Source organism: Actinoplanes sp. NPDC026619 (assembly GCF_040638295.1).
Classification (GTDB): domain Bacteria; phylum Actinomycetota; class Actinomycetes; order Mycobacteriales; family Micromonosporaceae; genus Actinoplanes.
The window spans coordinates 124,815-145,807 of sequence record NZ_JBEZYA010000008.1 but is presented as its reverse complement, the minus strand read 5'-3'; the positions used below and the strand labels follow the sequence as shown (position 1 = coordinate 145,807).

Below are 20,993 nucleotides of genomic sequence, written 5' to 3'. Positions count from 1 at the left end.
AGGGCTGTGGTGATCGAACCGGTGGTCGGGCTGGATCGGGTGGACGAGCGCGTCGTGCTCGCGGACGTCAGGTACTACCTGGACGGCCGCTCCGGCCGGGAGGCCTACGAGCGTGGCCACCTGCCGGGCGCGATCTTCGTGGACATGGACCGCGATCTCGCCGCGCACGCCGGGCCGGGGGAGGGGCGTCATCCGCTGCCGGACGCCTCGGCCTTCGCCGCGCGGATGGCCGAGCTGGGCGTCGGCGACGACGACACGGTGATCGCCTACGACGACGCGGGTGGCGTGATGGCCGCCCGGCTGGTGTGGATGCTCCGGGCCACCGGGCACGACGCCGCGCTTCTGGACGGCGGCCTCACGGCGTACTCCGGGGATCTCGAGACCACCGTGCCGGACCGTCCCCGCGCGACCTTCACCGCCCGGCCGTGGCCGGCGAAGCGGCTGGCCGGGATCGACGACGCGGCCTCGGCCTCCTTTGTGGTGATCGACGCGCGCCAGCCGGAGCGGTTCCGTGGCGAGTCCGAGCCGATCGACCCGAGGCCGGGCCACATCCCGGGCGCCCGCAGCGTGCCGTGCCGGGAGAACGTGGGCGCCGACGGTCGTTTCCTCGCCCCCGAGGCGCTGCGCGACCGTTTCCGGCAGGCCGGCGTCACCGACGATGCCGAGGTCATCTCCTATTGCGGCTCCGGCGTGACCGCCTGCCACAACCTGCTGGCGCTGGAGCGGGCGGGGTTCGCGCCGGGCCGTCTCTACCCGGGCTCATGGTCGCAGTACAGCTCGACCGATCGCCCCGCGGCGACCGGCGACTAGTTCTCGATTCCCTGCTCATCCAGCCACCGGGAGTGCGATTCCCAGGCGGCCTGCTTGCTGCTGCCCAGCGCGGTGCCGACCTGGGTCCACGAGGCACCGGCCCCGCGCGCCGAGCGCACCATGGACTGTCTGCCGTAGCCGGCTTTGCGGATGACGACCTCGCTCAGCGCCAGCATTTCGAGGGCCTCGTCCCGGCTGAGCGGAGGCGAGTTTCCCTCGTTCTCGACCGCCATGGCGGCCAGCGCGTCCCGCATCCTCAGCTCGTCGTACCGCGTTGTAGCGGTCGAGAGGGTGTGCTGTCGCTCCAGTTCGTCCGGTGAGGCCGTCATGCGCCCACTCTGGCGTCAGGCCTTCTTGACGTCAAGTGATCTTGACGAGTCCGAGGCGAAATGCCCTCACTTACGGTCCTATATCCGGCAGAAAGCCGTCAATTTTGCTGGGTGAAATCCGCGCCTAACCTCAGCCGTTCGGTCAGGATTTAGGTATGAGGGTCGCCGAGTCGCTCGTGCACACTGCCCATCGCACACCTGGTGTGGCACCATCATGTGACCCCCCACAAGGCGCGTCTAATGCATCGCAGGAGCCAAAGATGTTCACAAGGAAGCTAGGCCGATTCCTCGGCTTGGTTTTCGTTCTCGCCGCAGCCATCGGTGGTGTTAGCGCCGCGGCGGGGGCGGAGCAGAAGACCGGTGCTCCGGCAGCTGTCGAGTTCTCCACCCTGACCATTGTCTGGGATTAATTCCGAGGTTGGACTGAGCGGTGCTGTCCTGCTGAGTTGAGCGACGAGGGAGCACGATGGTCGGGCGTCCGGCGACGCAGCGCCGCTCTGCGCAATATGCGTGGCTGGTCACCAATCCGATGGCCCTGTTCACACTGGTTTGTTTGAGTTTCTTCTGGGCGGCCCATCCGCGGTGGTATGAAGCGTGGGCCGCCGGACTCATAGCCTTCTTGCTCTACATCGTGGCCGACATCGGCGTCTTCAACGTCGTGATCGGCCGCAGCACGTTCAGCGTCATCGTCTACGAAGTTCCCTTCGTCCTCGCGCTGTACTACTTGCCGCCACCGATGGTCATCTGTGTCGTCACCGTGTCGATGATCGTCTGTCAGTGGCGATCCCGGATGACGCCCGCCAAGTTGTGGTTCAACGTGGCCAAGACGGCGGCCAGCGCCTGCGTGGCGCTCCTGGTGATCGCCGCGCTTCCGGACATCCGCGGCGCCGGTCCGGGCACCTGGGCGATCCTCACCGCGGCCGTCGCCGTCAACTTCCTGTTCGACATCGCGGCCCTCGCCGCCATCATGAGCGTGGTGCAGGGCCTCCGCGCCGGCCAGGACGTGTTGCGGGCGATCTGGTCGCCGATGCTCATCTCCGGCATCAACCTCACCGTCGGGCTGGTCTTCCTGGTCGCGCTCGACACCACCTGGTGGGCGGCCATCCTGCTGGTGGTGCTGGCCGCGGCGCTGATCACGGTGCTCCGCTCGTTCGCCGAGTTCTTCCGCCAGCACCGCACGCTCGCCGAGGTCTACGAGCTCACCCAGGCGATCCGCGCGGTGGACACCGACGCCGCCCTGCCCGACGTGCTGCTCGGCCGCACCCGAGCGCTGATGCGCTCGGAGTACGCGACGCTCTGGCTCGCCCCGCAGGGCCGGCACCCCGAGGTGCTGCTCACCGCCCGGGTGGAAAACAAGGGACTGCTCGACCTGTCGCCGACGCCGGCCTCGATCCGGGAGCGCTCGGTCGCCGATGGGCAGACGATGGCCGCCGGGCCGCGGTTCGCCGAGAGTCAGGAGCTGCGCCGGGAACTGCGCTCGTCGAAGATCAAAGACGCGATCATCGTGCCGCTGCGCTCCGGCCAGACCACCATCGGCAGCCTCGAGGTGCTCAACCGGCTCGGTGACGCCCGCTCCTTCCGCCCGGCCGACGTGCAGGTGCTCGAGACGATCGCGGCGCACGTGGCGGCCGCGGTGGAGAACACGCGGTTGGTCGACCGGCTGCGCCACGACGCGTACCACGACCGCCTCACCGGCCTGCCCAACCGGCGCCGCATCACCGACGCGCTCGCCCAGTCGGTCCGGGTCCGGGCCGAGCAGGACGTCGTCGCGATCCTCCTGTTCGACGTGGACGGCCAGCGCGACGTCAACGAGTCGATGGGCTATGCGGCCGGCGACAAGCTTCTCGCCGAGGTGGCCGAGCGGCTGCTGGCGATCGCCGGTCCCGGCGCTCTGGTGGGCCGGATCGGCGGCGACGAGTTCGTGGTGACCCTGCGGGCCGAGAGCACCGACGCGACCGTCGAGCTGGCGACCGAGATGCGCGAACGCATGCGCGGCCCGATGACGGTCGGCAAGCTCACTCTGGACGTCGACACCGCGGTGGGCGTCGCGGTCTACCCCGACCACGGCGTCGACCCCGAGACGCTGCTGCAGCGGGCCGAGCTGGCCGCCAACGCGGCCAAGGTGCTGCCCTACGGGGTGCAGCTCTTCCACCCGGCCCTGGAGTCGCGTGCGGTCCGCCGGCTGGGCATCGCCGCCGACCTGCGCAAGGCTCTCGACAACGACGAGCTGAACGTCTACTTCCAGCCCAAGGTCACGCTCGCCGACCGTCATCTGGTCGGTGTGGAGTGTCTGGCCCGCTGGCAGCACCCCACGCACGGCGAGGTGGCCCCGGAAGACTTCGTGGCCGTCGCCGAGCACACCGGCCAGCTCTCCCGGCTGACCGAGCGGGTGCTCAGCGAGGGCCTGCGGCGCTGCCGGGAGTGGTCCGACGCCGAACGTCCGCTCTCCATCGCGGTCAACCTGTCGGTCCGCACCCTGCTCGACTCCCGCTTCCCCGACCAGGTCGAGGCGATGCTGGCCAGTTCCGGTGTGCCGGCCGCCCAGGTGACTTTCGAGATCTCCGAGCCCGGCATGCTCGGCGACATCGAGCGGGTGCTGCCCACCCTCTACCGCCTGCGCGATCTGGGCGTCCGCCTCAGCGTGGACGACTTCGGCACCGGCGCCTCGTCGCTGTCCTATCTGCGTCAGTGGCCGGTGCACGAGGTGAAGATCGACGACAGCTTCGTGCAGGGCATGGCCACCGATTCGGGCGATCTCGCGATCGTGCGGGCGGTGGTGAGCCTGTCCCGCGAGTTCGGTCTCACCGTGGTGGCCGAGGGCGTGGAGAGCGAATTGACGCTCGACCTGCTCGAGGAGATGGGCTGCGAGATCGGCCAGGGTTACCTGTTCTCCCGCCCGTTGCCCTACGAGCGTCTCGAGGCCTGGTTCAACGCCCAGACCGAGCCGGAGACGACCCCCACAGGCGAGGTCCGCAGGCTCCGCGCAGTCATCTGAACTGCGGTTTCCGGCGACTGGGGGAGTCGATTTCACCCCGGCGGAAGGGCCGTGTAATGTTACCCCCGCAGCGGGCAAGAGATTGCCCGCGCGCCCCCTTAGCTCAGTCGGCAGAGCGTCTCCATGGTAAGGAGAAGGTCTACGGTTCGATTCCGTAAGGGGGCTCTACCGGGTTTCGTTCCCCGCCGCGGCGCTGGACTTGAGCCCGGCTCGGCGGTGTAGCTCAGTTGGCAGAGCAAGCGGCTCATAATCGCTGTGTCGCCGGTTCAAGTCCGGCCACCGCTACTTGCGATAGGGACCCTCCCTGGGGTCCCGCTTTGCAGAATGGCCTGGCAAGCATCTACGCTGTTAGGTCGTTAAGTAATCCCGTGAGCAGGAAGGCACCTTGCCGTGGCCAAGGCGACCGACGTCCGTCCGAAGATCACCCTGGCGTGTACGGAGTGCAAGGAGCGGAACTACATCACCCGCAAGAACCGGCGTAACGACCCCGACCGCGTTGAGCTGAAGAAGTTCTGCCCGCGGGACGGCCGGCACACCCTGCACCGCGAGACGCGCTAACTCGCACCAAGCTTCCCCTGCGCCGCTCAGGCTCGTCCTCAGGACGAGGCTTCTGGGCGGCGCAGAGTAGTTTGTGGGCATGCCCCTGGACCAGTCCTTCATCGGACGTTCATACGCGCCCACCGAGCCTTATCTGGTCGGGCGTGAGAAGATCCGCGAGTTCGCCCGCGCCATCGGCGCCACCGACCGGGAATACCTCGATCCCGAGGCGGCCCGTGCGATCGGCTACGCCGACGTCGTCGCCCCGCCCACGTTCCCGATCATCGTGACCATGTCGTCCAGTCACGCGCAGATCGTCGAGGACCCGGAGCTCGGCATCGACTACAGCCGGGTGGTGCACGGCGACCAGAAGTTCGCCTACGTCCGCCCCATCGTGGCCGGCGACGCGCTGGTCTGTGTGAACACGGTCGAGGACATCACCTCCCGGGGCGGCCACGACTTCATGACCACCCGCAGCGACGTCACCACCGAGTCGGGCGAGAAGGTCGTCACCGTCTGGGCCAAGCTCGTGCAGCGCGGGGAGGAGTGACGATGACGTCGGAAAACTCAGAGACCCAGACCTTCCGGGTCACCCGGGCCGACCTGGTCCGCTATGCCGGCGCCTCCGGTGACTTCAACCCGATCCACTGGAGCGAGCGCTTCGCGAACAGCGTGGGCCTGCCCGGCGTGATCGCGCACGGCATGTTCACCATGGCTCTGGTGGGCCGGGCCGTGACGGCCTGGGCCGGCGCTGCCGACTCGGTTGTGGAGTTCAGCGTCCGCTTCGCCCGCCCGGTCCCGGTGCCGGACACCGACGAGGGCACCGAGGTCGTCGTGACCGTCACGGTGAAGGGCGAGACCGACGAGGGGCACACGAAGCTTTCCCTGGTGGCGACGTGTCAGGGCGAGAAAGTTCTGTCCCTGGCGCAGGCGGTTGTGCGGAAGCGGTAGGGCGGGTTGGGCTAACGGCCTGTGAACCCGTACACTTCTCTGCCGTGGGGCAGTGACCCCCTGAACTTGCCTGCCTGAAGCAGATCTTGATCAGGGATAAACCGCCTCGCACAGGGGTGTAGCTCAATTGGCAGAGCAGCGGTCTCCAAAACCGCAGGCTGCAGGTTCAAGTCCTGTCACCCCTGCGCAACTCTCCTGACGTGCCCGCCCGGTGCGCGGTCCGCACGACCCCCGCGCCGGATCGAGCGCCGACGGGGGTCCACCACCACCGATCACGGAAGTAGGGCGGCATGGCCGAGAGGAACCGACCCGGTGACGCCGGCGACCCGGCCGACGACGAGGTCTTTGACGATGCCGTCGCCGAGGACGTGGAAGACGACGAGGACGCCGACGGCGAGCCGGTAGGCCGTGGCGGTGCCGCCGTCAAGGAGCGCACCAAGGGCGATGCCCCGAAGGCGAAGAAGGAGACCCGGAAGACCGGCTTCTTCGGTCGCATCGGTGGTTTCTTCCGTGAGGTCGTCAGCGAACTGCGTAAGGTCATCTGGCCGACCCGCAAGGAGCTGTTGACCTACACCACGATCGTGATCGCGTTCGTCACGATCATGACCGCCATCGTGGCTGTCCTGGACTACGGGTTCGGCAAGGGCATCCTCTGGGCGTTCGGCGGCAAATAGCCGTCTCTTCGATAAAGACTTATCTGGAAGTGAGCGAGCGTGCCTGAGTACGACGACGAGACCGCGCAGTCCAGCGACGAGCAGTCGTCGGTGGCCACGGCGGATACCGACGAGTCGGTCGAGGCCGCCCCCACCGAGACGGCAGTCGAGGAAGAGGCCGTCGAGGCCCCGGCCGTCGAGGACGACGAAGACTTCGACCCGGTGCAGGAGCTGCGGCAGAAGCTGCGCTACGCGCCCGGCGACTGGTACGTCGTGCACTCGTACGCCGGTTACGAGAACAAGGTCAAGACCAACCTCGAGACCCGGATCACGAGCCTCGACATGGAGGACTTCATCTTCCAGGTCGAGGTGCCGACCCGCGAAGAGGTCGAGGTCAAGAACGGCAAGCGCCAGCAGGTCAACAACAAGGTCTTCCCGGGCTACATCCTGGTCCGGATGGATCTGACCCCGGAGTCGTACTCTTGTGTGCGCAACACCCCGGGCGTGACCGGCTTCGTGGGCGCCACCGACCGGGTCGACCGGCCGGCCCCGCTCTCCCTCGACGAGGTGCTGAAGTGGCTGGCGCCGGCGGTCGAGACCGAGGAGAAGAAGGCCAAGGTAGAGATCAAGGTCCTCGACTTCGAGGTGGGCGACTCGGTCACGGTCACCGACGGTGCGTTCGCGTCGCTGCCGGCCTCGATCAGCGAAATCAATGCCGACCAGCAGAAGTTGAAGGTTCTGGTCTCCATCTTCGGTCGTGAGACGCCGGTGGAGCTCAACTTCAACCAGGTCACCAAGATCTGACAGCAGTCAGTGGGAGGGGCTTCGAAACCAGAAGCCCCGCCATCAACCACAGGAGTAATCAGAAATGAAGCGCAGCAAGGCTTACCGCGCGGCAAGCGAGAAGATCGACGTCGCGAAGCTCTACGAGCCGACCGAGGCGATCAAGCTCACCAAGGAGAGCAGCCCGGTCAAGTTCGACGCGACCGTCGAGGTCGCGATGCGACTGGGCGTCGACCCCCGTAAGGCGGACCAGATGGTCCGTGGCACGGTCAACCTGCCGCACGGCACCGGCAAGACGGCCCGCGTGATCGTCTTCGCCCAGGGCGCCAAGGCGGAAGAGGCCGTGGCGGCCGGCGCCGACGAGGTCGGCACCGACGAGCTGGTGGCTCGCATCCAGGGCGGCTGGCTCGACTTCGACGCCGCGATCGCGACCCCCGACCAGATGGCCAAGATCGGTCGGATCGCCCGCATCCTCGGCCCGCGTGGCCTCATGCCGAACCCGAAGACCGGCACCGTGACGGTGGATGTCACCAAGGCGGTCAACGAGATCAAGGGCGGCAAGATCACGTTCCGGGTGGACAAGCACTCGAACCTGCACCTGATCATCGGCAAGGCCTCGTTCTCCGAGACCCAGCTGACCGAGAACTACGGCGCCGTCCTCGACGAGGTGCTCCGCGCGAAGCCGTCCGCGGCCAAGGGCAAGTACCTCCGGAAGGTCACCTTCAGCACCACGATGGGCCCCGGCGTGCCGGTCGACCCGAACGTCGTGAAGGGCTTCATCAACGCCGAGGCCTGATTTTAAAAGGCTCTCGAGAGGCCCCCGGGGGACACCCGGGGGCTTTCTTTGTGGCAGGCTTGCCGCCGTGCGATTCGAGGCGGTCTGGTTCCGATACGCGAGGCGGGCCGGCTGGACGCTGAGTGAGGTCGATGCCTCGGTCGAGCCGGGTTCGACGGTCGTGGTCCTGGGCCGCAACGGCGCCGGCAAGTCCACCCTGCTCCAGCTGGCGGCCGGGGTGCTGCGCCCGGTCCGCGGCGTGATCAGCGGCCGCCCGGCGACGATCGGCTGGGTGCCCGAGCGCTTCCCCGCCGACCAGCCCTTCACCGCAGGCGTTTACCTGCGCCACATGGCCGGGATCCGCGGCGTCACCGACCCGCACGCCGCCGACCGCTGGATCGAGCGCCTCCTGCTCACCGAGCACACCGGCACCCGCCTGGCCGACCTCTCCAAGGGCACCGCCCAGAAGGTCGGCCTCGCCCAGGCCCTGCTGGTCCCACCCGGCCTGCTGGTCCTCGACGAGCCCTGGGAAGGCCTCGACGCGATCGCCCGCACGCTGGTCCCCGAGATCGTCACCGAAGTGACCGAGGCCGGCGGCATGGTCCTGGTCAGCGATCATCGCGGCGAGATCACCGCGCTGCCCGGCGCGATCCACTGGACCGTTTCCGAACACGGCGTGCACGCGGCCACGGCGCCACAACCGGAACGGACGGACGAGGTCATCGTCGAACTCGCGGTCCGCCGTGAAAAGGCGACCGAGACGGTGGCCCAGCTCCGTGCCGCCGGTCACCGCGTGCTGCGCATTCAAGACCCCGATGACGTACGCGGTGGGCCCTCCCTCGCCGGGCCGGGTCGCGACCAGGAAGCTCGAGCGGAGTGGGAGTCCCGATGACGGCCCTGCTGGCTATGCGCATCGGGGGATTCGTCCGGGGCGGCCGGGCCCTGGCCCCGCTGATCGCCGTGCTCGTCGAGCTGGGCGTGATCTACGGCGGGGGAGCGTCCCCGGCCGCGGTCGCCTACGGCTATTCGGCCGCGGCCCTGTTCCCCGTTCTGGCCTGGCTCACGAAGCTCCTGCTGGACACCGAGCCCGACGTGCAGCGCCGCCTGGCCCGCCTGGCCGTCGGCCCCACCCGCGAGGCGACCTCCGGCATCCTGGCCGCCGTCCTGCTGGCTCTGCTGGTCTGCGTGGCCGCGATGGCCGCGCCGTGGCTGTTCAACGGCATCGACACCACGGTCGACCTCGGCAGCGGCATCGTGCTGGGCATCCTGGCCCACCTGCTGGCCGTGCCGGCGGCGGTGGCAGTCGGCGCGCTGGCCAGCCGCGCCGTCACCGGCAGCATCCGGATGGGCGTCACGGTGCTGGTCGTCTCCGCCGTCCTGGTGGTCGTGCTGGGCCTGAGCGGTTCGATCGCGCCGTGGGTGGTCCCGCCGGTGATGGCCACCGCCCGCGAGCTGACCGAGGCCGTGCCGCCAACCGGCACGGGTGTGCCGCCGGCCGGCACGTTGGTGCAGCTCATCGTATGGGCGGCGGTGTGGTGCGCGGCCGCGTTCGCCGGCTACGGCTGGCTCCGCCGCTCCCGAGCCTGATTCCGGAGTCGCCGGGCGATGCTGGCGAATCCGCACGATCGCGGAGGGCGGCGTTCGGTATCCGCACGGGAGTGGCTGCTTTGCGCGCCCGAGGCAGGTGCGGCCCGATTTGGCGGTGGCGGTGAGGCCGCGTACTGTTGCCTCTTGAAGTTCCACCCATAGACCGCTGGTCGCCGCAACCACCGTTCGCAATGACGGAGGTCGCGGTCGAAGGCCCCGCAGGATGCGGGCGGCCCGCGCAGGGGAGAACGGTTCGTGAAACTGGTTCATGTTTGCTCTGAGCCTGCTTCCCGCCCCGTGCGCCCTGCGCCGGGGCGTTTCTCATTCGCGGTTCCTTCTCCCCAGCCCAGTGGTTTGAGCACTGAGAGAGGAGGGACATGGCGGACAAGCCGGTCCGGGCCGACAAGGCCTCTGCCGTTTCCGAGCTGACGGACAACTTCCGTAACTCGGCGGCCACCGTGTTGACCGAGTACCGCGGCCTCACGGTCAAGCAGATCACCGAACTGCGGCGATCGCTCGGCAAGGAGACCAAGTACTCGGTTTCGAAGAACACGCTGGCCAAGCGGGCAGCGACCGATGCGGGCATCGAGGGTCTCGACGCGCTGTTCACCGGTCCTACCGCGCTCGCCTTCGTCAGCGGCGACCCGGTCGAGGCGGCCAAGAGCCTTCGTGCTTTCGCCAAGGCCAACCCCGTCCTGAAGATCAAGGGCGGCGTCTTCGAGGGCAAGCCCCTAACCGCTGACGAGGTCAACAAGCTCGCCGACCTCGAGTCCCGTGAGGTGCTGCTGGCCAAGCTGGCCGGTGCCATGAAGGGCAACCTGAGCAAGGCCGCTGCGACGTTCCAGGCTCCGCTCTCCCAGGCCGTGCGCCTGGTGGACGCCCTGCGTGCCGAGCGCGAGAAGGACGGTTCCGCCGAGGCTGCCTGACGGCCTCGCGAACCGCGCAGTTTTTACATCAGAAGCTAAGAAAGGTTGCCAAACATGGCGAAGCTCAGCACCGACGAGCTGCTTGACGCGTTCAAGGAAATGACGCTGATCGAGCTGTCCGAGTTCGTGAAGACGTTCGAGGACGTCTTCGACGTCAAGGCCGCCGCGCCCGTCGCGGTTGCGGGCCCGGCGCAGGCCGGCCCGGCTGCCGAGGCCGAGGCCGAGAAGGACTCGTTCGACGTTGTCCTCGAGGGCGACGGTGGCAAGAAGATCCAGGTCATCAAGGTTGTGCGCGAGCTGACCGGCCTGGGCCTCAAGGAGGCCAAGGACGCCGTCGAGTCCGCCCCCAAGGCGATCCTCGAGGGTGTCAACAAGGAGAAGGCCGAGGCCGCCAAGGCCAAGCTCGAGGGCGAAGGCGCCAAGGTCACCCTCAAGTGATCTAACGCTCCAATGCTTTTCCTTGCGGATGGCGGGGACCTGTGTCCAGGTCCTCGCCATTCGTGTTTTGTGGCGCATTGTCGCTGGTGAGAGGGTTGCTAACCGCTGTCAGCCTCCCGACCGGCAAAGCCGGTTTAATCGGGCATTCCCTCGGGTATGGTCGCTAGCACGTGCCCGTCACCCGGCGGCACGAGTCCGACCCGCAGCGCAGCCCTTGACTGAGTGTCCGCTGACAGGCACGCTGACAGCAGCAAGTTTCCGCGCTTGCGACAGCCGCCCTGGGGGTGGCCCGATTTTCTAACGGGCCTCTCGCAGACGGCACCCGAGGGAGACAGCCGCGTTCTGAGCGGCCCCACGTGAGGCACTGACCCGGAGGCGCAGGTCAGAGGCTGTGGGGACACGTTCCGCAGGCACCCTCTGGTGTGGGCTGGACAGCGGTTAGCCGAGCGGCTACACTGCTAGTTTGCGCTGCCTTCTGTCATGAGCCCTGCCGGGACATCCATCCGGATGATTTCCTGGGGGCTCGTCACAATGCCTGCATAACGAGGGCAACGCAAACAGTTGCATACCGCAGCTGCAGCCGCATCAGCAGCACCGGTCCTCGGAAGGACGCATCTTGGCAGCTTCCCGCCCTGCGAAGACCAGCCGTACGTCGAGCGCTTACGCACCCCGCCGTGTCTCTTTCGGCCGGATCACTGAGCAACTTGAGGTCCCCAATCTCCTAGCCCTCCAGACCGAGTCGTTTGACTGGCTGGTCGGCAACGAGGCTTGGCAGGCCCGGTCGACGGACGACCAGGACGCCCACTCGGGCCTCGCAGAGATCCTCGAAGAGATCAGTCCCATTGAGGACTTCTCCGGCACTATGTCGCTGTCCTTCTCGTCTCCACGATTCGACGAGGTCAAGGCCTCGATCGAGGAGTGCAAAGAGAAGGACCTGACTTACTGCGCACCGCTGTTCGTGACCGCGGAATTCACCAACAACACGACTGGCGAGATCAAGAGCCAGACCGTGTTCATGGGCGATTTCCCGATGATGACCCCCAAGGGGACGTTCGTCATCAACGGCACCGAGCGCGTCGTGGTGAGCCAGCTCGTCCGCTCGCCGGGCGTGTACTTCACGAAGGAGCCGGACAAGACCTCTGACCGTGACCTCTCCAGCGTCAAGGTCATCCCGAGCCGGGGTGCCTGGCTGGAGTTCGACATCGACAAGCGCGACACCGTCGGTGTCCGGATCGACCGCAAGCGCCGGCAGGCTGTCACCGTCCTGCTCAAGGCGATCGGTTGGTCGGCGGATCAGATCCGCGAGCGCTTCGGCTGGTCCGAGCTGCTCATGACCACCCTCGAGAAGGACCACATCGCGGGTCAGGACGAGGCCCTTCTCGACATCTACCGCAAGCTGCGCCCTGGCGAGCCCCCGACCCGGGAGAACGCGCAGACCCTGCTCGACAACCTCTTCTTCAACCCGAAGAGGTACGACGTCGCCAAGGTCGGTCGCTACAAGTTCAACAAGAAGCTCGAGATCGATGTCCCGATCATCCGGGGCACGCTGACCGAGGAAGACGTCGTCAAGACCGTGGAATACCTCTGCCGGCTGCACGCCGGTGAGGAGGGCTACGAGGCCGACGACATCGACCACTTCGGCAACCGTCGCCTGCGCACCGTCGGCGAGCTCATCCAGAACCAGGTCCGCGTCGGCCTGTCCCGGATGGAGCGCGTCGTTCGCGAGCGCATGACGACTCAGGACGTCGAAGCGATCACGCCGCAGACCCTGATCAACATCCGCCCGGTGGTGGCGGCGATCAAGGAGTTCTTCGGTACTTCGCAGCTGTCGCAGTTCATGGACCAGACCAACCCGCTGGCGGGCCTGACCCACCGGCGCCGGCTGAGTGCTCTCGGCCCGGGTGGTCTGTCGCGTGAGCGGGCCGGCTTCGAGGTGCGCGACGTGCACCCGTCCCACTATGGCCGGATGTGCCCGATCGAGACCCCGGAAGGCCCGAACATCGGCCTGATCGGTGCGCTCTCGACGTTCGCGCGGGTCAACCCGTTCGGCTTCATCGAGACGCCTTATCGCAAGGTCGAGGACGGCACCGTCACCGACGAGGTCCACTACCTGACCGCCGATGAGGAGGACAGGTACATCAAGGCCCAGGCGAACGCCGTCCTGAGCAGTGATAACACCTTCGCCGAGGATCGCGTCCTGGTCCGCCGTAAGGGCGGTGAGGTCGACTACGTGCCTGGTGTACAGGTCGACTACATGGACGTGTCGCCGCGGCAGATGACCTCGGTCGCCACCGCGATGATCCCGTTCCTCGAGCACGACGACGCGAACCGCGCGCTCATGGGCGCGAACATGCAGCGTCAGGCCGTGCCGCTGGTCAAGGCCGAGGCCCCGCTGGTCGGCACCGGCATGGAATACCGTGCCGCGGTCGACGCCGGTGACGTGGTCGTCGCCGAGGTCGGTGGCGTGGTCGAGGACCTGTGCGCCGACTACGTGACGGTGCACCAGGACGACGGTCACCGCCGTACCTACCTGCTGCACAAGTTCCGCCGCTCGAACGCCGGCTCCTGCGTCAACCAGAAGCCGGTCGTGTTCGAGGGTGACCGGGTCGAAGCCGGCCAGGTCATCGCCGACGGCCCGTGCACCGACGAGGGCGAGATGGCCCTGGGCCGCAACCTCCTCGTCGCGTTCATGTGCTGGGAAGGCCACAACTACGAGGACGCGATCATCCTGTCGCAGCGCCTCGTGCAGCAGGACGTGCTCACCTCGATCCACATCGAGGAGCACGAGGTCGACGCTCGGGACACCAAGCTCGGCCCGGAGGAGATCACCCGCGACATCCCCAACGTCAGCGAGGAAATGCTGGCGGACCTGGACGAGCGGGGCATCATCCGGATCGGTGCCGAGGTCGTCCCCGGCGACATCCTGGTCGGCAAGGTCACGCCCAAGGGCGAGACCGAGCTGACCCCCGAGGAGCGGCTGCTCCGCGCGATCTTCGGTGAGAAGGCGCGCGAGGTCCGGGACACCTCGCTGAAGGTTCCGCACGGCGAGACCGGCACGGTCATCGGCGTCCGCACCTTCTCCCGCGAGGACGGCGACGAGCTGCCCCCGGGCGTGAACGAGCTGGTGCGGGTCTACGTCGCGCAGAAGCGGAAGATCCAGGACGGCGACAAGCTCGCCGGCCGCCACGGCAACAAGGGCGTCATCTCGAAGATCCTGCCGGTGGAAGACATGCCGTTCCTCGAGGACGGCACGCCGGTCGACATCGTGCTGAACCCGCTCGGTGTGCCCTCGCGTATGAACATCGGCCAGGTCCTGGAGACCCACCTCGGGTGGATCGCCAAGACCGGATGGTCGGTCGAGGGCGACGACACCGAATGGAAGCGTCAGCTGCGGTCGATCGAGGCGCACGAGTCGGTCAAGGACTCGAACGTCGCGACCCCGGTCTTCGACGGCGCGCAGGAAGAGGAGATCAAGGGTCTCCTCGAGTCGACGCTGCTCAACCGCGACGGTAAGCGGCTGGTCAACGGCGACGGCAAGGCGCAGCTGTTCGACGGCCGCTCGGGTGAGCCGCTGCCGGACCCGATCTCGGTCGGTTACGTCTACATCCTGAAGCTGAACCACCTGGTCGACGACAAGATCCACGCTCGCTCGACCGGTCCGTACTCGATGATCACGCAGCAGCCGCTGGGCGGTAAGGCCCAGTTCGGTGGCCAGCGGTTCGGCGAGATGGAGTGCTGGGCCATGCAGGCTTACGGCGCCGCATACGCGCTGCAGGAGCTGCTCACCATCAAGTCCGACGACGTGCTCGGCCGCGTGAAGGTCTACGAGGCCATCGTCAAGGGCGAAAACATTCCGGAGCCGGGTATCCCGGAGTCCTTCAAGGTGCTTCTCAAGGAACTGCAGTCGCTGTGCCTGAACGTCGAGGTGCTCTCCAGCGACGGTGTGGCCCTGGAGATGCGCGAGACGGACGACGAGGTCTTCCGGGCCGCGGAGGAACTGGGTATCGACCTGTCCCGGCGCCCGAACGAGGGCGTCAGCAGCGTCGAGGAGATCTGACGGATGGCGCCCCCTCGTCACTGAGGGGGCGCCGCCGCCGGCCTTGAATTCATTCCGAGCAACGAAACACGAGGGATAGTCCAAGTGCTCGACGTCAACTTCTTCGACGAGTTGCGCATCGGCCTGGCGACCGCCGACGACATCCGGCAGTGGTCGCACGGCGAGGTCAAGAAGCCCGAGACGATCAACTACCGCACGCTCAAGCCCGAGAAGGACGGACTCTTCTGCGAGAAGATCTTCGGTCCGCAGCGGGACTGGGAGTGCTACTGCGGTAAGTACAAGCGGGTCCGGTTCAAGGGCATCATCTGTGAGCGCTGCGGCGTCGAGGTGACCCGGTCCAAGGTCCGTCGTGAGCGGATGGGCCACATCGAGCTGGCCGCGTCGGTCACGCACATCTGGTACTTCAAGGGTGTGCCGAGCCGGCTCGGCTACCTGCTCGACCTGGCTCCCAAGGACCTCGAGAAGATCATCTACTTCGCCTCGTACGTGATCACGAGCGTTGACGCCGAGTCGCGTCACCGTGACATGTCCACGATCGAGAACGAGATCTTCGCCGAGAAGCGCCAGTCCGAGAACAGCCGCGACTCGGAGATCGAGAAGCGTGCCGGAAAGCTGGAGCAGGACCTGGCCGAGCTCGAGGCCGAGGGTGCGAAGGCGGACGTGCGCCGCAAGGTCAAGGAAGCTGGCGAGCGCGAGATGCGCCAGATCCGGGACAAGGCGCAGCGCGAGATCGACCGCCTCGACGAGGTGCTCGACACCTTCCGCAAGCTCGACTCCAAGCAGCTGGTCACCGACGAGCTGCTCTACCGCGAGCTGCGCGACCGCTTCGGTGAGTACTTCACCGGCGGCATGGGCGCCGAGGCGATCAAGGCGCTGCTCGAGAACATGGACCTGGACGCTGAGGCCGAGAACCTGCGGGAGATCATCCGCAGCGGTAAGGGCCAGCGGAAGATCCGTGCGCTCAAGCGCCTCAAGGTCGTCGCCGCGTTCCTGAACACCCGCAACTCACCGCTCGGCATGGTGCTGGACTGCGTCCCGGTCATCCCGCCGGACCTGCGCCCGATGGTGCAGCTCGACGGTGGCCGCTTCGCGACTTCCGACCTGAACGACCTGTACCGCCGGGTCATCAACCGGAACAACCGGCTCAAGCGCCTGATCGACCTGGGTGCGCCCGAGATCATCGTGAACAACGAGAAGCGGATGCTGCAGGAGGCCGTCGACGCGCTGTTCGACAACGGCCGCCGCGGCCGGCCGGTCACCGGCCCGGGTAACCGCCCGCTGAAGTCGCTGTCCGACATGCTCAAGGGCAAGCAGGGCCGGTTCCGTCAGAACCTGCTGGGCAAGCGGGTCGACTACTCCGGTCGTTCCGTCATCGTCGTCGGCCCCCGGCTCAAGCTGCACCAGTGCGGCCTGCCGAAGCAGATGGCGCTGGAGCTGTTCAAGCCGTTCGTGATGAAGCGCCTGGTCGACCTGAACCACGCGCAGAACATCAAGTCGGCCAAGCGGATGGTCGAGCGTCAGCGCCCGGTCGTGTGGGACGTCCTCGAAGAGGTCATCAGCGAGCACCCGGTGCTGCTGAACCGCGCGCCGACCCTGCACCGCCTGGGCATCCAGGCCTTCGAGCCGCAGCTGGTCGAGGGCAAGGCGATCCAGATCCACCCGCTCGTCTGTACGGCGTTCAACGCCGACTTCGACGGTGACCAGATGGCGGTGCACGTGCCGCTGTCGGCCGAGGCGCAGGCCGAGGCCCGGATCCTGATGCTCTCGTCGAACAACATCCTCAAGCCGGCCGACGGCAAGCCGGTGACCATGCCTACCCAGGACATGATCATCGGGCTCTACTACCTGACGCACCAGACCGTTGGCGCCAAGGGTGAGGGCCGGGTGTTCTCCTCGGACGCCGAGGCGCGGATGGCGTTCGACAACGGCGAACTGCACCTGCAGGCGTCCGTCAAGATCCGTCTCCGTGAGGTCATCGGCGTCGACAACGGCATCAAGGGACCGAAGTGGGACGCTCCGGAGGAGTGGACCGCGGGCGAGAACCTGCTCGTCGAGACCACGCTGGGCCGGGTTCTCTTCAACGAGACCCTCCCGCCGGGCTACCGCTTCGTGAACTACGAGATCCGCAAGGGTCAGCTGTCGGCGATCGTCAACGACCTCGCCGAGCGCTTCCCCAAGGTCGCCCTGGCGGCGACCCTGGACGCGCTCAAGGAGGCCGGCTTCCACTGGGCCACCTGGTCCGGTGTGACGATCGGTATGGGCGACGTCATCGGCCCCCCGCGCAAGCCGGAGATTCTGGCCCGCTACCAGGCCGAGGCCGACACCATCGACAAGCAGTACCAGCGTGGTCTGATGACCGCCGAGGAGCGTCGCGGCGAGCTCATCGAGATCTGGACCAAGGCGACCAACGAGATCGCTGCCGAGATGTCGACGGCGCTCCCGCAGGAGAACCCGCTCTGGGTCATGATCAACTCGGGTGCTCGCGGTAACCTGCTGCAGCTTCGGCAGATCGCCGCGATCCGTGGCCTGGTGGCCAACCCCAAGGGTGAGATCATCCCGCGGCCGATCACCTCGTCCTACCGCGAGGGTCTGACCGTGCTGGAGTACTTCATCTCCACGCACGGCGCCCGTAAGGGTCTGGCCGACACCGCGCTGCGTACCGCCGACTCGGGTTACCTGACCCGTCGTCTGGTGGACGTCTCGCAGGACGTCATCATCCGCGAGGAGGACTGCGGCACCGACCGCGCGATCCCGATGCAGGTGGGCGAGCGCGAGGCGGACGGCACCCTGGTCGTCCACGTGCACGCGGAGACCGGCGTGCACGCCCGGACGCTGGCCGACGACATCAAGGACGCCAGCGGCAACCTGGTCGTCGCGCGTGGCTCGGACCTCAACTCGATCATGGTCGACCAGCTGGTCGCGGCCGGCGTCGAGAACGTCCGGGTGCGCTCGGTGCTGACCTGTGAGTCGAAGCTCGGTGTGTGTGCGGCCTGCTACGGCCGTTCGCTGCCGACCGGCAAGGCGGTCGACATCGGCGAGGCGGTCGGCATCATCGCCGCCCAGTCCATCGGTGAGCCGGGCACGCAGCTGACGATGCGTACCTTCCACACCGGTGGTGTCGCGGGTGAGGACATCACCCAGGGTCTGCCGCGTGTGCAGGAAATCTTCGAGGCCCGTGTGCCCAAGGGCAAGGCGCCCATCGCCGACACCCCGGGACGCATCCGCATCGAGGACGGCGAGCGCTCGCGGAAGATCGTGGTGATCCCGGACGACGGCAGCGACGAGATCGTCTACGACAAGATCTCCAAGCGCGTCAAGCTGCGAGCGCACGACGGCGACCACGTCGGCGTGGGCGAGAAGCTGACCGAGGGCACCATCGACCCGCACGAGCTCCTGCGCATCATGGGTCCGCGCGCGGTCCAGGTTCACCTGACCGCCGAGGTCCAGCAGGTCTACCGCTCGCAGGGCGTGCTCATCCACGACAAGCACATCGAGATCATCATCCGCCAGATGCTCAAGCGGGTGACGGTCATCGACTCGGGTGCCGCGGAGTTCCTTCCGGGCATCCTGGTCGACCGGGCGCTCTTCGAGTCGGAGAACCGCCGGATCGTGGGCGAGGGTGGCGAGCCCGCCGCCGGTCGTCCGGTGCTGATGGGTATCACCAAGGCCTCGCTGGCCACGGATTCCTGGCTCTCGGCGGCCTCCTTCCAGGAGACCACCCGGGTTCTGACCGACGCGGCGATCAACTCGCGTAGCGACTCGCTCGTCGGCCTCAAGGAGAACGTGATCATCGGTAAGCTCATCCCGGCCGGTACCGGTATCTCCAAGTACCGCAACATCCGGGTCGAGCCGACCGAGGAAGCCAAGGCCAAGGTGTACTCGATGACCGGGTACCCGGAAACCGACTACGGCTTCGGGCCGGCCAGCGGGCAGGCTGTGCCGCTGGATGACTTCGACTTCGGTTCCTACCGCTGACGTTGTCTTACTGAAGGGCGGTCGCGCGCTGCGCGGCCGCCCTTCGGCGTTCTTACTATGGTGTGGTGACTCTTCCCGTGGCCGCGCCCACCCGCCATCCGATGGACCCGGACCCGGCGCCCGCGACGAAGGCGCGAGCGGTCTTCGCGCTCGGCCTGGTGGGCTTTCTGGCCGGCGTATTCATCGGTGGGGTGATCCCGGCCGTGATCGCCCTCGTAATGGCGCGTCAGACCGCACGGGACGCATTTACGGCCAAGGGCTATCTCACCGGCTCCGCCTGGATCCGCCGGGGCCGACGGCTGGCCTGGGCCGGCATCGTGCTGGCGATCACTGCGCTCGTGGTGGCCTCGATCGCCGGCCTGCTCCACCTGGCTTCCGCCCCGTCCGGAACGGACTTCGCACCCGGTACTGACTGATTCTCGTTCGGGTGACATCCTCGTGTCATGAGCCAGCCGCCCTACGCGCCGCCGGTACAACCACCCCCGCCGTCCGGCCGCTGGGAGCCGGAACGGGTCGAGGCCGTCCCCGGCACCGAGTTCGGCCTGGTTCAGTTCAAGGTCGTGCCGATCACCTCGGGGCTGGCGATCGGGTCCCTGATCGCCGGCGTCGGCGCCATCCTGGTCTCGACCCTGGTCCTCTGCTTCGGCCTGACCGGCGCCAATGGCGGCTGGGGCGGGTTGGTGGCCGGCGCGTTCTGCCTCACCTCGGTGCTCGCCGGCGGTGGCGCGATCACGGTCGGTCTGGTCGCGCGCCGGCAGATCCGCCGGTCGGGCCGCACTGGTCAGGTGCGCTTCACCGGCCGCGGAGTCGCCGTCGCGGGGATCTCCTGCGGTGCGGCCGGCGTGGGAATTGCCCTGGTGTCACTGGCGTTGACACTGGTGTTGCAGTTGTCTTCGTCCGGGAGCTGACCCGGATCCCGATACCGCGGCATTGCCGCCTCAGGGCACCCGGTACACTTGTATCGGAGGTATCCGTCGTCGGCCCCAAGTTGTTCATTTTGACCTGGGTGCTTGTGGTGGGTAGTCTTTCCCCTCGTGCCCGGGCTTGCCCGGGCAACTCGTGCGTGCGCCCGAGTCGGAACTAGACGGGGCATGAAGCACGCCGAGCTCACCGCTCTGACCTGATCAGTGCGGTGACACAGACAAGACCCGGTGCGCGTAACCACGCGCGGCGGGACCGTGAGCCGGACGACACGCCCGACCGCGGGTGCCGGGGATGACCTCGCTGACGTGGGGGAACTCCGGCACAGAGCCATACAAGACGGTGCGGCCGTTCGAAAGCGGCCGAAGGGAGCGGAGAAACCCGGTGCCCACGATCCAGCAGCTGGTCCGAAAGGGCCGTCAGGCGAAGACGAGCAAGACCAAGACGCCGGCGCTGAAAGGTAGTCCTCAGCGGCGCGGCGTGTGCACGCGCGTGTACACCACCACCCCCAAGAAGCCGAACTCTGCGCTGCGCAAGGTCGCTCGTGTGAAGCTCAGCAGCCAGATCGAGGTGACGGCGTACATCCCGGGCGTCGGCCACAACCTGCAGGAGCACTCCATCGTGCTCGTGCGCGGCGGTCGTGTGAAGGACCTTCCGGGCGTTCGCTACAAGATCGTCCGCGGTTCGCTGGACACCCAGGGTGTCCGCAACCGCAAGCAGGCCCGCAGCCGTTACGGCGCGAAGAAGGAGAAGAGCTGACATGCCGCGTAAAGGCCCCGCGCCGAAACACCCGCTGGTAGCGGACCCGGTATACAACTCTCCGCTGGTCACGCAGCTGGTGAACAAGATCCTGATCGGTGGCAAGCGTCAGCTCGCCGAGCGCATCGTCTACGGCGCCCTCGAGGGCTGCCGCGAGAAGAGCGGCACCGACCCCGTGGTGACGCTCAAGCGCGCGATGGACAACGTCAAGCCGACCCTCGAGGTTCGCAGCCGCCGCGTCGGTGGCGCGACCTACCAGGTTCCGGTCGAGGTCCGCACCCCGCGGCAGACCACCCTCGGTCTGCGCTGGCTGGTTCAGTACTCCAAGGCCCGCCGTGAGAAGACCATGATCGAGCGCCTGCAGAACGAGCTGCTCGACGCCAGCAATGGCCTCGGTGCCGCCGTCAAGCGGCGCGAGGACACCCACAAGATGGCGGAGTCCAACAAGGCCTTCGCGCACTACCGCTGGTAAGACCCCGCCGCAGGCCCGGCGATTG

The 20,993-nt window shown here is 67.4% G+C and carries 19 protein-coding genes and 3 tRNA genes; 21 read left to right on the top strand and 1 reads right to left on the bottom strand.

From position 1 onward, the window contains the following. Positions 1–6 precede the first annotated feature (6 nt). Entirely contained in the window at positions 7–810 is an 804-nt protein-coding gene (locus tag AB0E90_RS19535) for a sulfurtransferase (RefSeq protein ID WP_360406987.1), read from the top strand. On the opposite strand, the gene AB0E90_RS19530 is transcribed toward AB0E90_RS19535, so the two are convergent. Further along, a complete protein-coding gene (locus AB0E90_RS19530; protein WP_360406984.1) occupies positions 807–1,139 on the bottom strand; it encodes a hypothetical protein in 333 nt (110 codons plus the stop codon). The genes AB0E90_RS19535 and AB0E90_RS19530 overlap by 4 nt on opposite strands. Before the next feature lie 466 nt (positions 1,140–1,605). On the opposite strand from AB0E90_RS19530, the gene AB0E90_RS19525 reads away from it, so the two are divergent. From AB0E90_RS19525 to rpsG, 20 genes are all read left to right on the top strand, one after another. Next, positions 1,606–4,134, top strand: coding sequence for an EAL domain-containing protein (locus AB0E90_RS19525; protein ID WP_360406981.1), 2,529 nt, complete (start codon positions 1,606–1,608; stop codon positions 4,132–4,134). 92 nt (positions 4,135–4,226) lie between these two features. Then, positions 4,227–4,299: transfer RNA gene (locus AB0E90_RS19520), tRNA-Thr, on the top strand. A gap of 47 nt (positions 4,300–4,346) precedes the next feature. Then, positions 4,347–4,419, top strand: a tRNA-Met gene (locus tag AB0E90_RS19515). A gap of 105 nt (positions 4,420–4,524) precedes the next feature. Beyond that, complete coding sequence (gene rpmG, locus AB0E90_RS19510) at positions 4,525–4,692, top strand: 50S ribosomal protein L33 (protein ID WP_203803251.1); 168 nt, start codon at positions 4,525–4,527, stop codon at positions 4,690–4,692. 79 nt (positions 4,693–4,771) lie between these two features. Next, a complete protein-coding gene (locus tag AB0E90_RS19505; RefSeq protein ID WP_360406978.1) occupies positions 4,772–5,221 on the top strand; it encodes a MaoC family dehydratase N-terminal domain-containing protein in 450 nt (149 codons plus the stop codon). 2 nt (positions 5,222–5,223) lie between these two features. After that, on the top strand, positions 5,224–5,622 hold the full coding sequence (locus tag AB0E90_RS19500) for a MaoC/PaaZ C-terminal domain-containing protein (protein ID WP_360406975.1): 399 nt from the start codon (positions 5,224–5,226) through the stop codon (positions 5,620–5,622). Positions 5,623–5,734: 112 nt separating this feature from the next. Continuing rightward, positions 5,735–5,807, top strand: a tRNA-Trp gene (locus AB0E90_RS19495). 105 nt (positions 5,808–5,912) lie between these two features. Continuing rightward, positions 5,913–6,296: a preprotein translocase subunit SecE gene (gene secE / locus AB0E90_RS19490; protein ID WP_360406972.1), complete on the top strand. Its 384-nt coding sequence runs from the start codon at positions 5,913–5,915 to the stop codon at positions 6,294–6,296. Positions 6,297–6,335: 39 nt separating this feature from the next. Continuing rightward, positions 6,336–7,079, top strand: coding sequence for a transcription termination/antitermination protein NusG (gene nusG, locus AB0E90_RS19485; protein WP_360406969.1), 744 nt, complete (start codon positions 6,336–6,338; stop codon positions 7,077–7,079). 64 nt (positions 7,080–7,143) lie between these two features. After that, on the top strand, positions 7,144–7,854 hold the full coding sequence (rplA, locus tag AB0E90_RS19480) for a 50S ribosomal protein L1 (protein WP_360406966.1): 711 nt from the start codon (positions 7,144–7,146) through the stop codon (positions 7,852–7,854). 67 nt (positions 7,855–7,921) lie between these two features. Further along, complete coding sequence (locus AB0E90_RS19475) at positions 7,922–8,725, top strand: ATP-binding cassette domain-containing protein (protein ID WP_360406963.1); 804 nt, start codon at positions 7,922–7,924, stop codon at positions 8,723–8,725. Continuing rightward, positions 8,722–9,420: a hypothetical protein gene (locus AB0E90_RS19470; protein ID WP_360406960.1), complete on the top strand. Its 699-nt coding sequence runs from the start codon at positions 8,722–8,724 to the stop codon at positions 9,418–9,420. Before AB0E90_RS19475 ends, AB0E90_RS19470 begins: the two co-directional genes overlap by 4 nt. Positions 9,421–9,797: 377 nt before the next feature. Further along, positions 9,798–10,346: a 50S ribosomal protein L10 gene (gene rplJ / locus AB0E90_RS19465; protein WP_360406957.1), complete on the top strand. Its 549-nt coding sequence runs from the start codon at positions 9,798–9,800 to the stop codon at positions 10,344–10,346. 54 nt (positions 10,347–10,400) lie between these two features. Further along, complete coding sequence (gene rplL, locus AB0E90_RS19460; protein ID WP_360406954.1) at positions 10,401–10,784, top strand: 50S ribosomal protein L7/L12; 384 nt, start codon at positions 10,401–10,403, stop codon at positions 10,782–10,784. 616 nt (positions 10,785–11,400) lie between these two features. Further along, on the top strand, positions 11,401–14,841 hold the full coding sequence (locus AB0E90_RS19455; RefSeq protein WP_360406951.1) for a DNA-directed RNA polymerase subunit beta: 3,441 nt from the start codon (positions 11,401–11,403) through the stop codon (positions 14,839–14,841). Positions 14,842–14,925: 84 nt separating this feature from the next. Beyond that, a complete protein-coding gene (locus AB0E90_RS19450; RefSeq protein ID WP_360406948.1) occupies positions 14,926–18,816 on the top strand; it encodes a DNA-directed RNA polymerase subunit beta' in 3,891 nt (1,296 codons plus the stop codon). Positions 18,817–18,917: 101 nt separating this feature from the next. After that, complete coding sequence (locus tag AB0E90_RS19445; protein WP_360407561.1) at positions 18,918–19,232, top strand: hypothetical protein; 315 nt, start codon at positions 18,918–18,920, stop codon at positions 19,230–19,232. Between the two features lie 27 nt (positions 19,233–19,259). Further along, positions 19,260–19,724 carry a hypothetical protein gene (locus tag AB0E90_RS19440; protein WP_360406945.1) on the top strand — a complete coding sequence of 155 codons (465 nt, stop codon included), beginning with the start codon at positions 19,260–19,262 and terminating at the stop codon, positions 19,722–19,724. 397 nt (positions 19,725–20,121) lie between these two features. Then, positions 20,122–20,496, top strand: coding sequence for a 30S ribosomal protein S12 (gene rpsL / locus AB0E90_RS19435; protein ID WP_014440718.1), 375 nt, complete (start codon positions 20,122–20,124; stop codon positions 20,494–20,496). Position 20,497: 1 nt separating this feature from the next. Next, positions 20,498–20,968, top strand: a complete 471-nt coding sequence (gene rpsG, locus AB0E90_RS19430; RefSeq protein ID WP_360406942.1) for a 30S ribosomal protein S7 — start codon at positions 20,498–20,500, stop codon at positions 20,966–20,968. Positions 20,969–20,993: the final 25 nt, after the last annotated feature.

Coding starts and splice junctions, on each gene's coding strand:
- AB0E90_RS19505 (WP_360406978.1), top strand. CDS start 4,772: ATGCCCCTGGACCAGTCCTTCATCGGACGTTCATACGCGCCCACCGAG.
- rpsG (WP_360406942.1), top strand. CDS start 20,498: ATGCCGCGTAAAGGCCCCGCGCCGAAACACCCGCTGGTAGCGGACCCG.
- AB0E90_RS19440 (WP_360406945.1), top strand. CDS start 19,260: ATGAGCCAGCCGCCCTACGCGCCGCCGGTACAACCACCCCCGCCGTCC.
- secE (WP_360406972.1), top strand. CDS start 5,913: ATGGCCGAGAGGAACCGACCCGGTGACGCCGGCGACCCGGCCGACGAC.
- AB0E90_RS19470 (WP_360406960.1), top strand. CDS start 8,722: ATGACGGCCCTGCTGGCTATGCGCATCGGGGGATTCGTCCGGGGCGGC.
- rplJ (WP_360406957.1), top strand. CDS start 9,798: ATGGCGGACAAGCCGGTCCGGGCCGACAAGGCCTCTGCCGTTTCCGAG.
- rplL (WP_360406954.1), top strand. CDS start 10,401: ATGGCGAAGCTCAGCACCGACGAGCTGCTTGACGCGTTCAAGGAAATG.
- AB0E90_RS19445 (WP_360407561.1), top strand. CDS start 18,918: ATGGACCCGGACCCGGCGCCCGCGACGAAGGCGCGAGCGGTCTTCGCG.
- AB0E90_RS19530 (WP_360406984.1), bottom strand. CDS start 1,139: ATGACGGCCTCACCGGACGAACTGGAGCGACAGCACACCCTCTCGACC.
- AB0E90_RS19500 (WP_360406975.1), top strand. CDS start 5,224: ATGACGTCGGAAAACTCAGAGACCCAGACCTTCCGGGTCACCCGGGCC.
- AB0E90_RS19525 (WP_360406981.1), top strand. CDS start 1,606: ATGGTCGGGCGTCCGGCGACGCAGCGCCGCTCTGCGCAATATGCGTGG.
- rplA (WP_360406966.1), top strand. CDS start 7,144: ATGAAGCGCAGCAAGGCTTACCGCGCGGCAAGCGAGAAGATCGACGTC.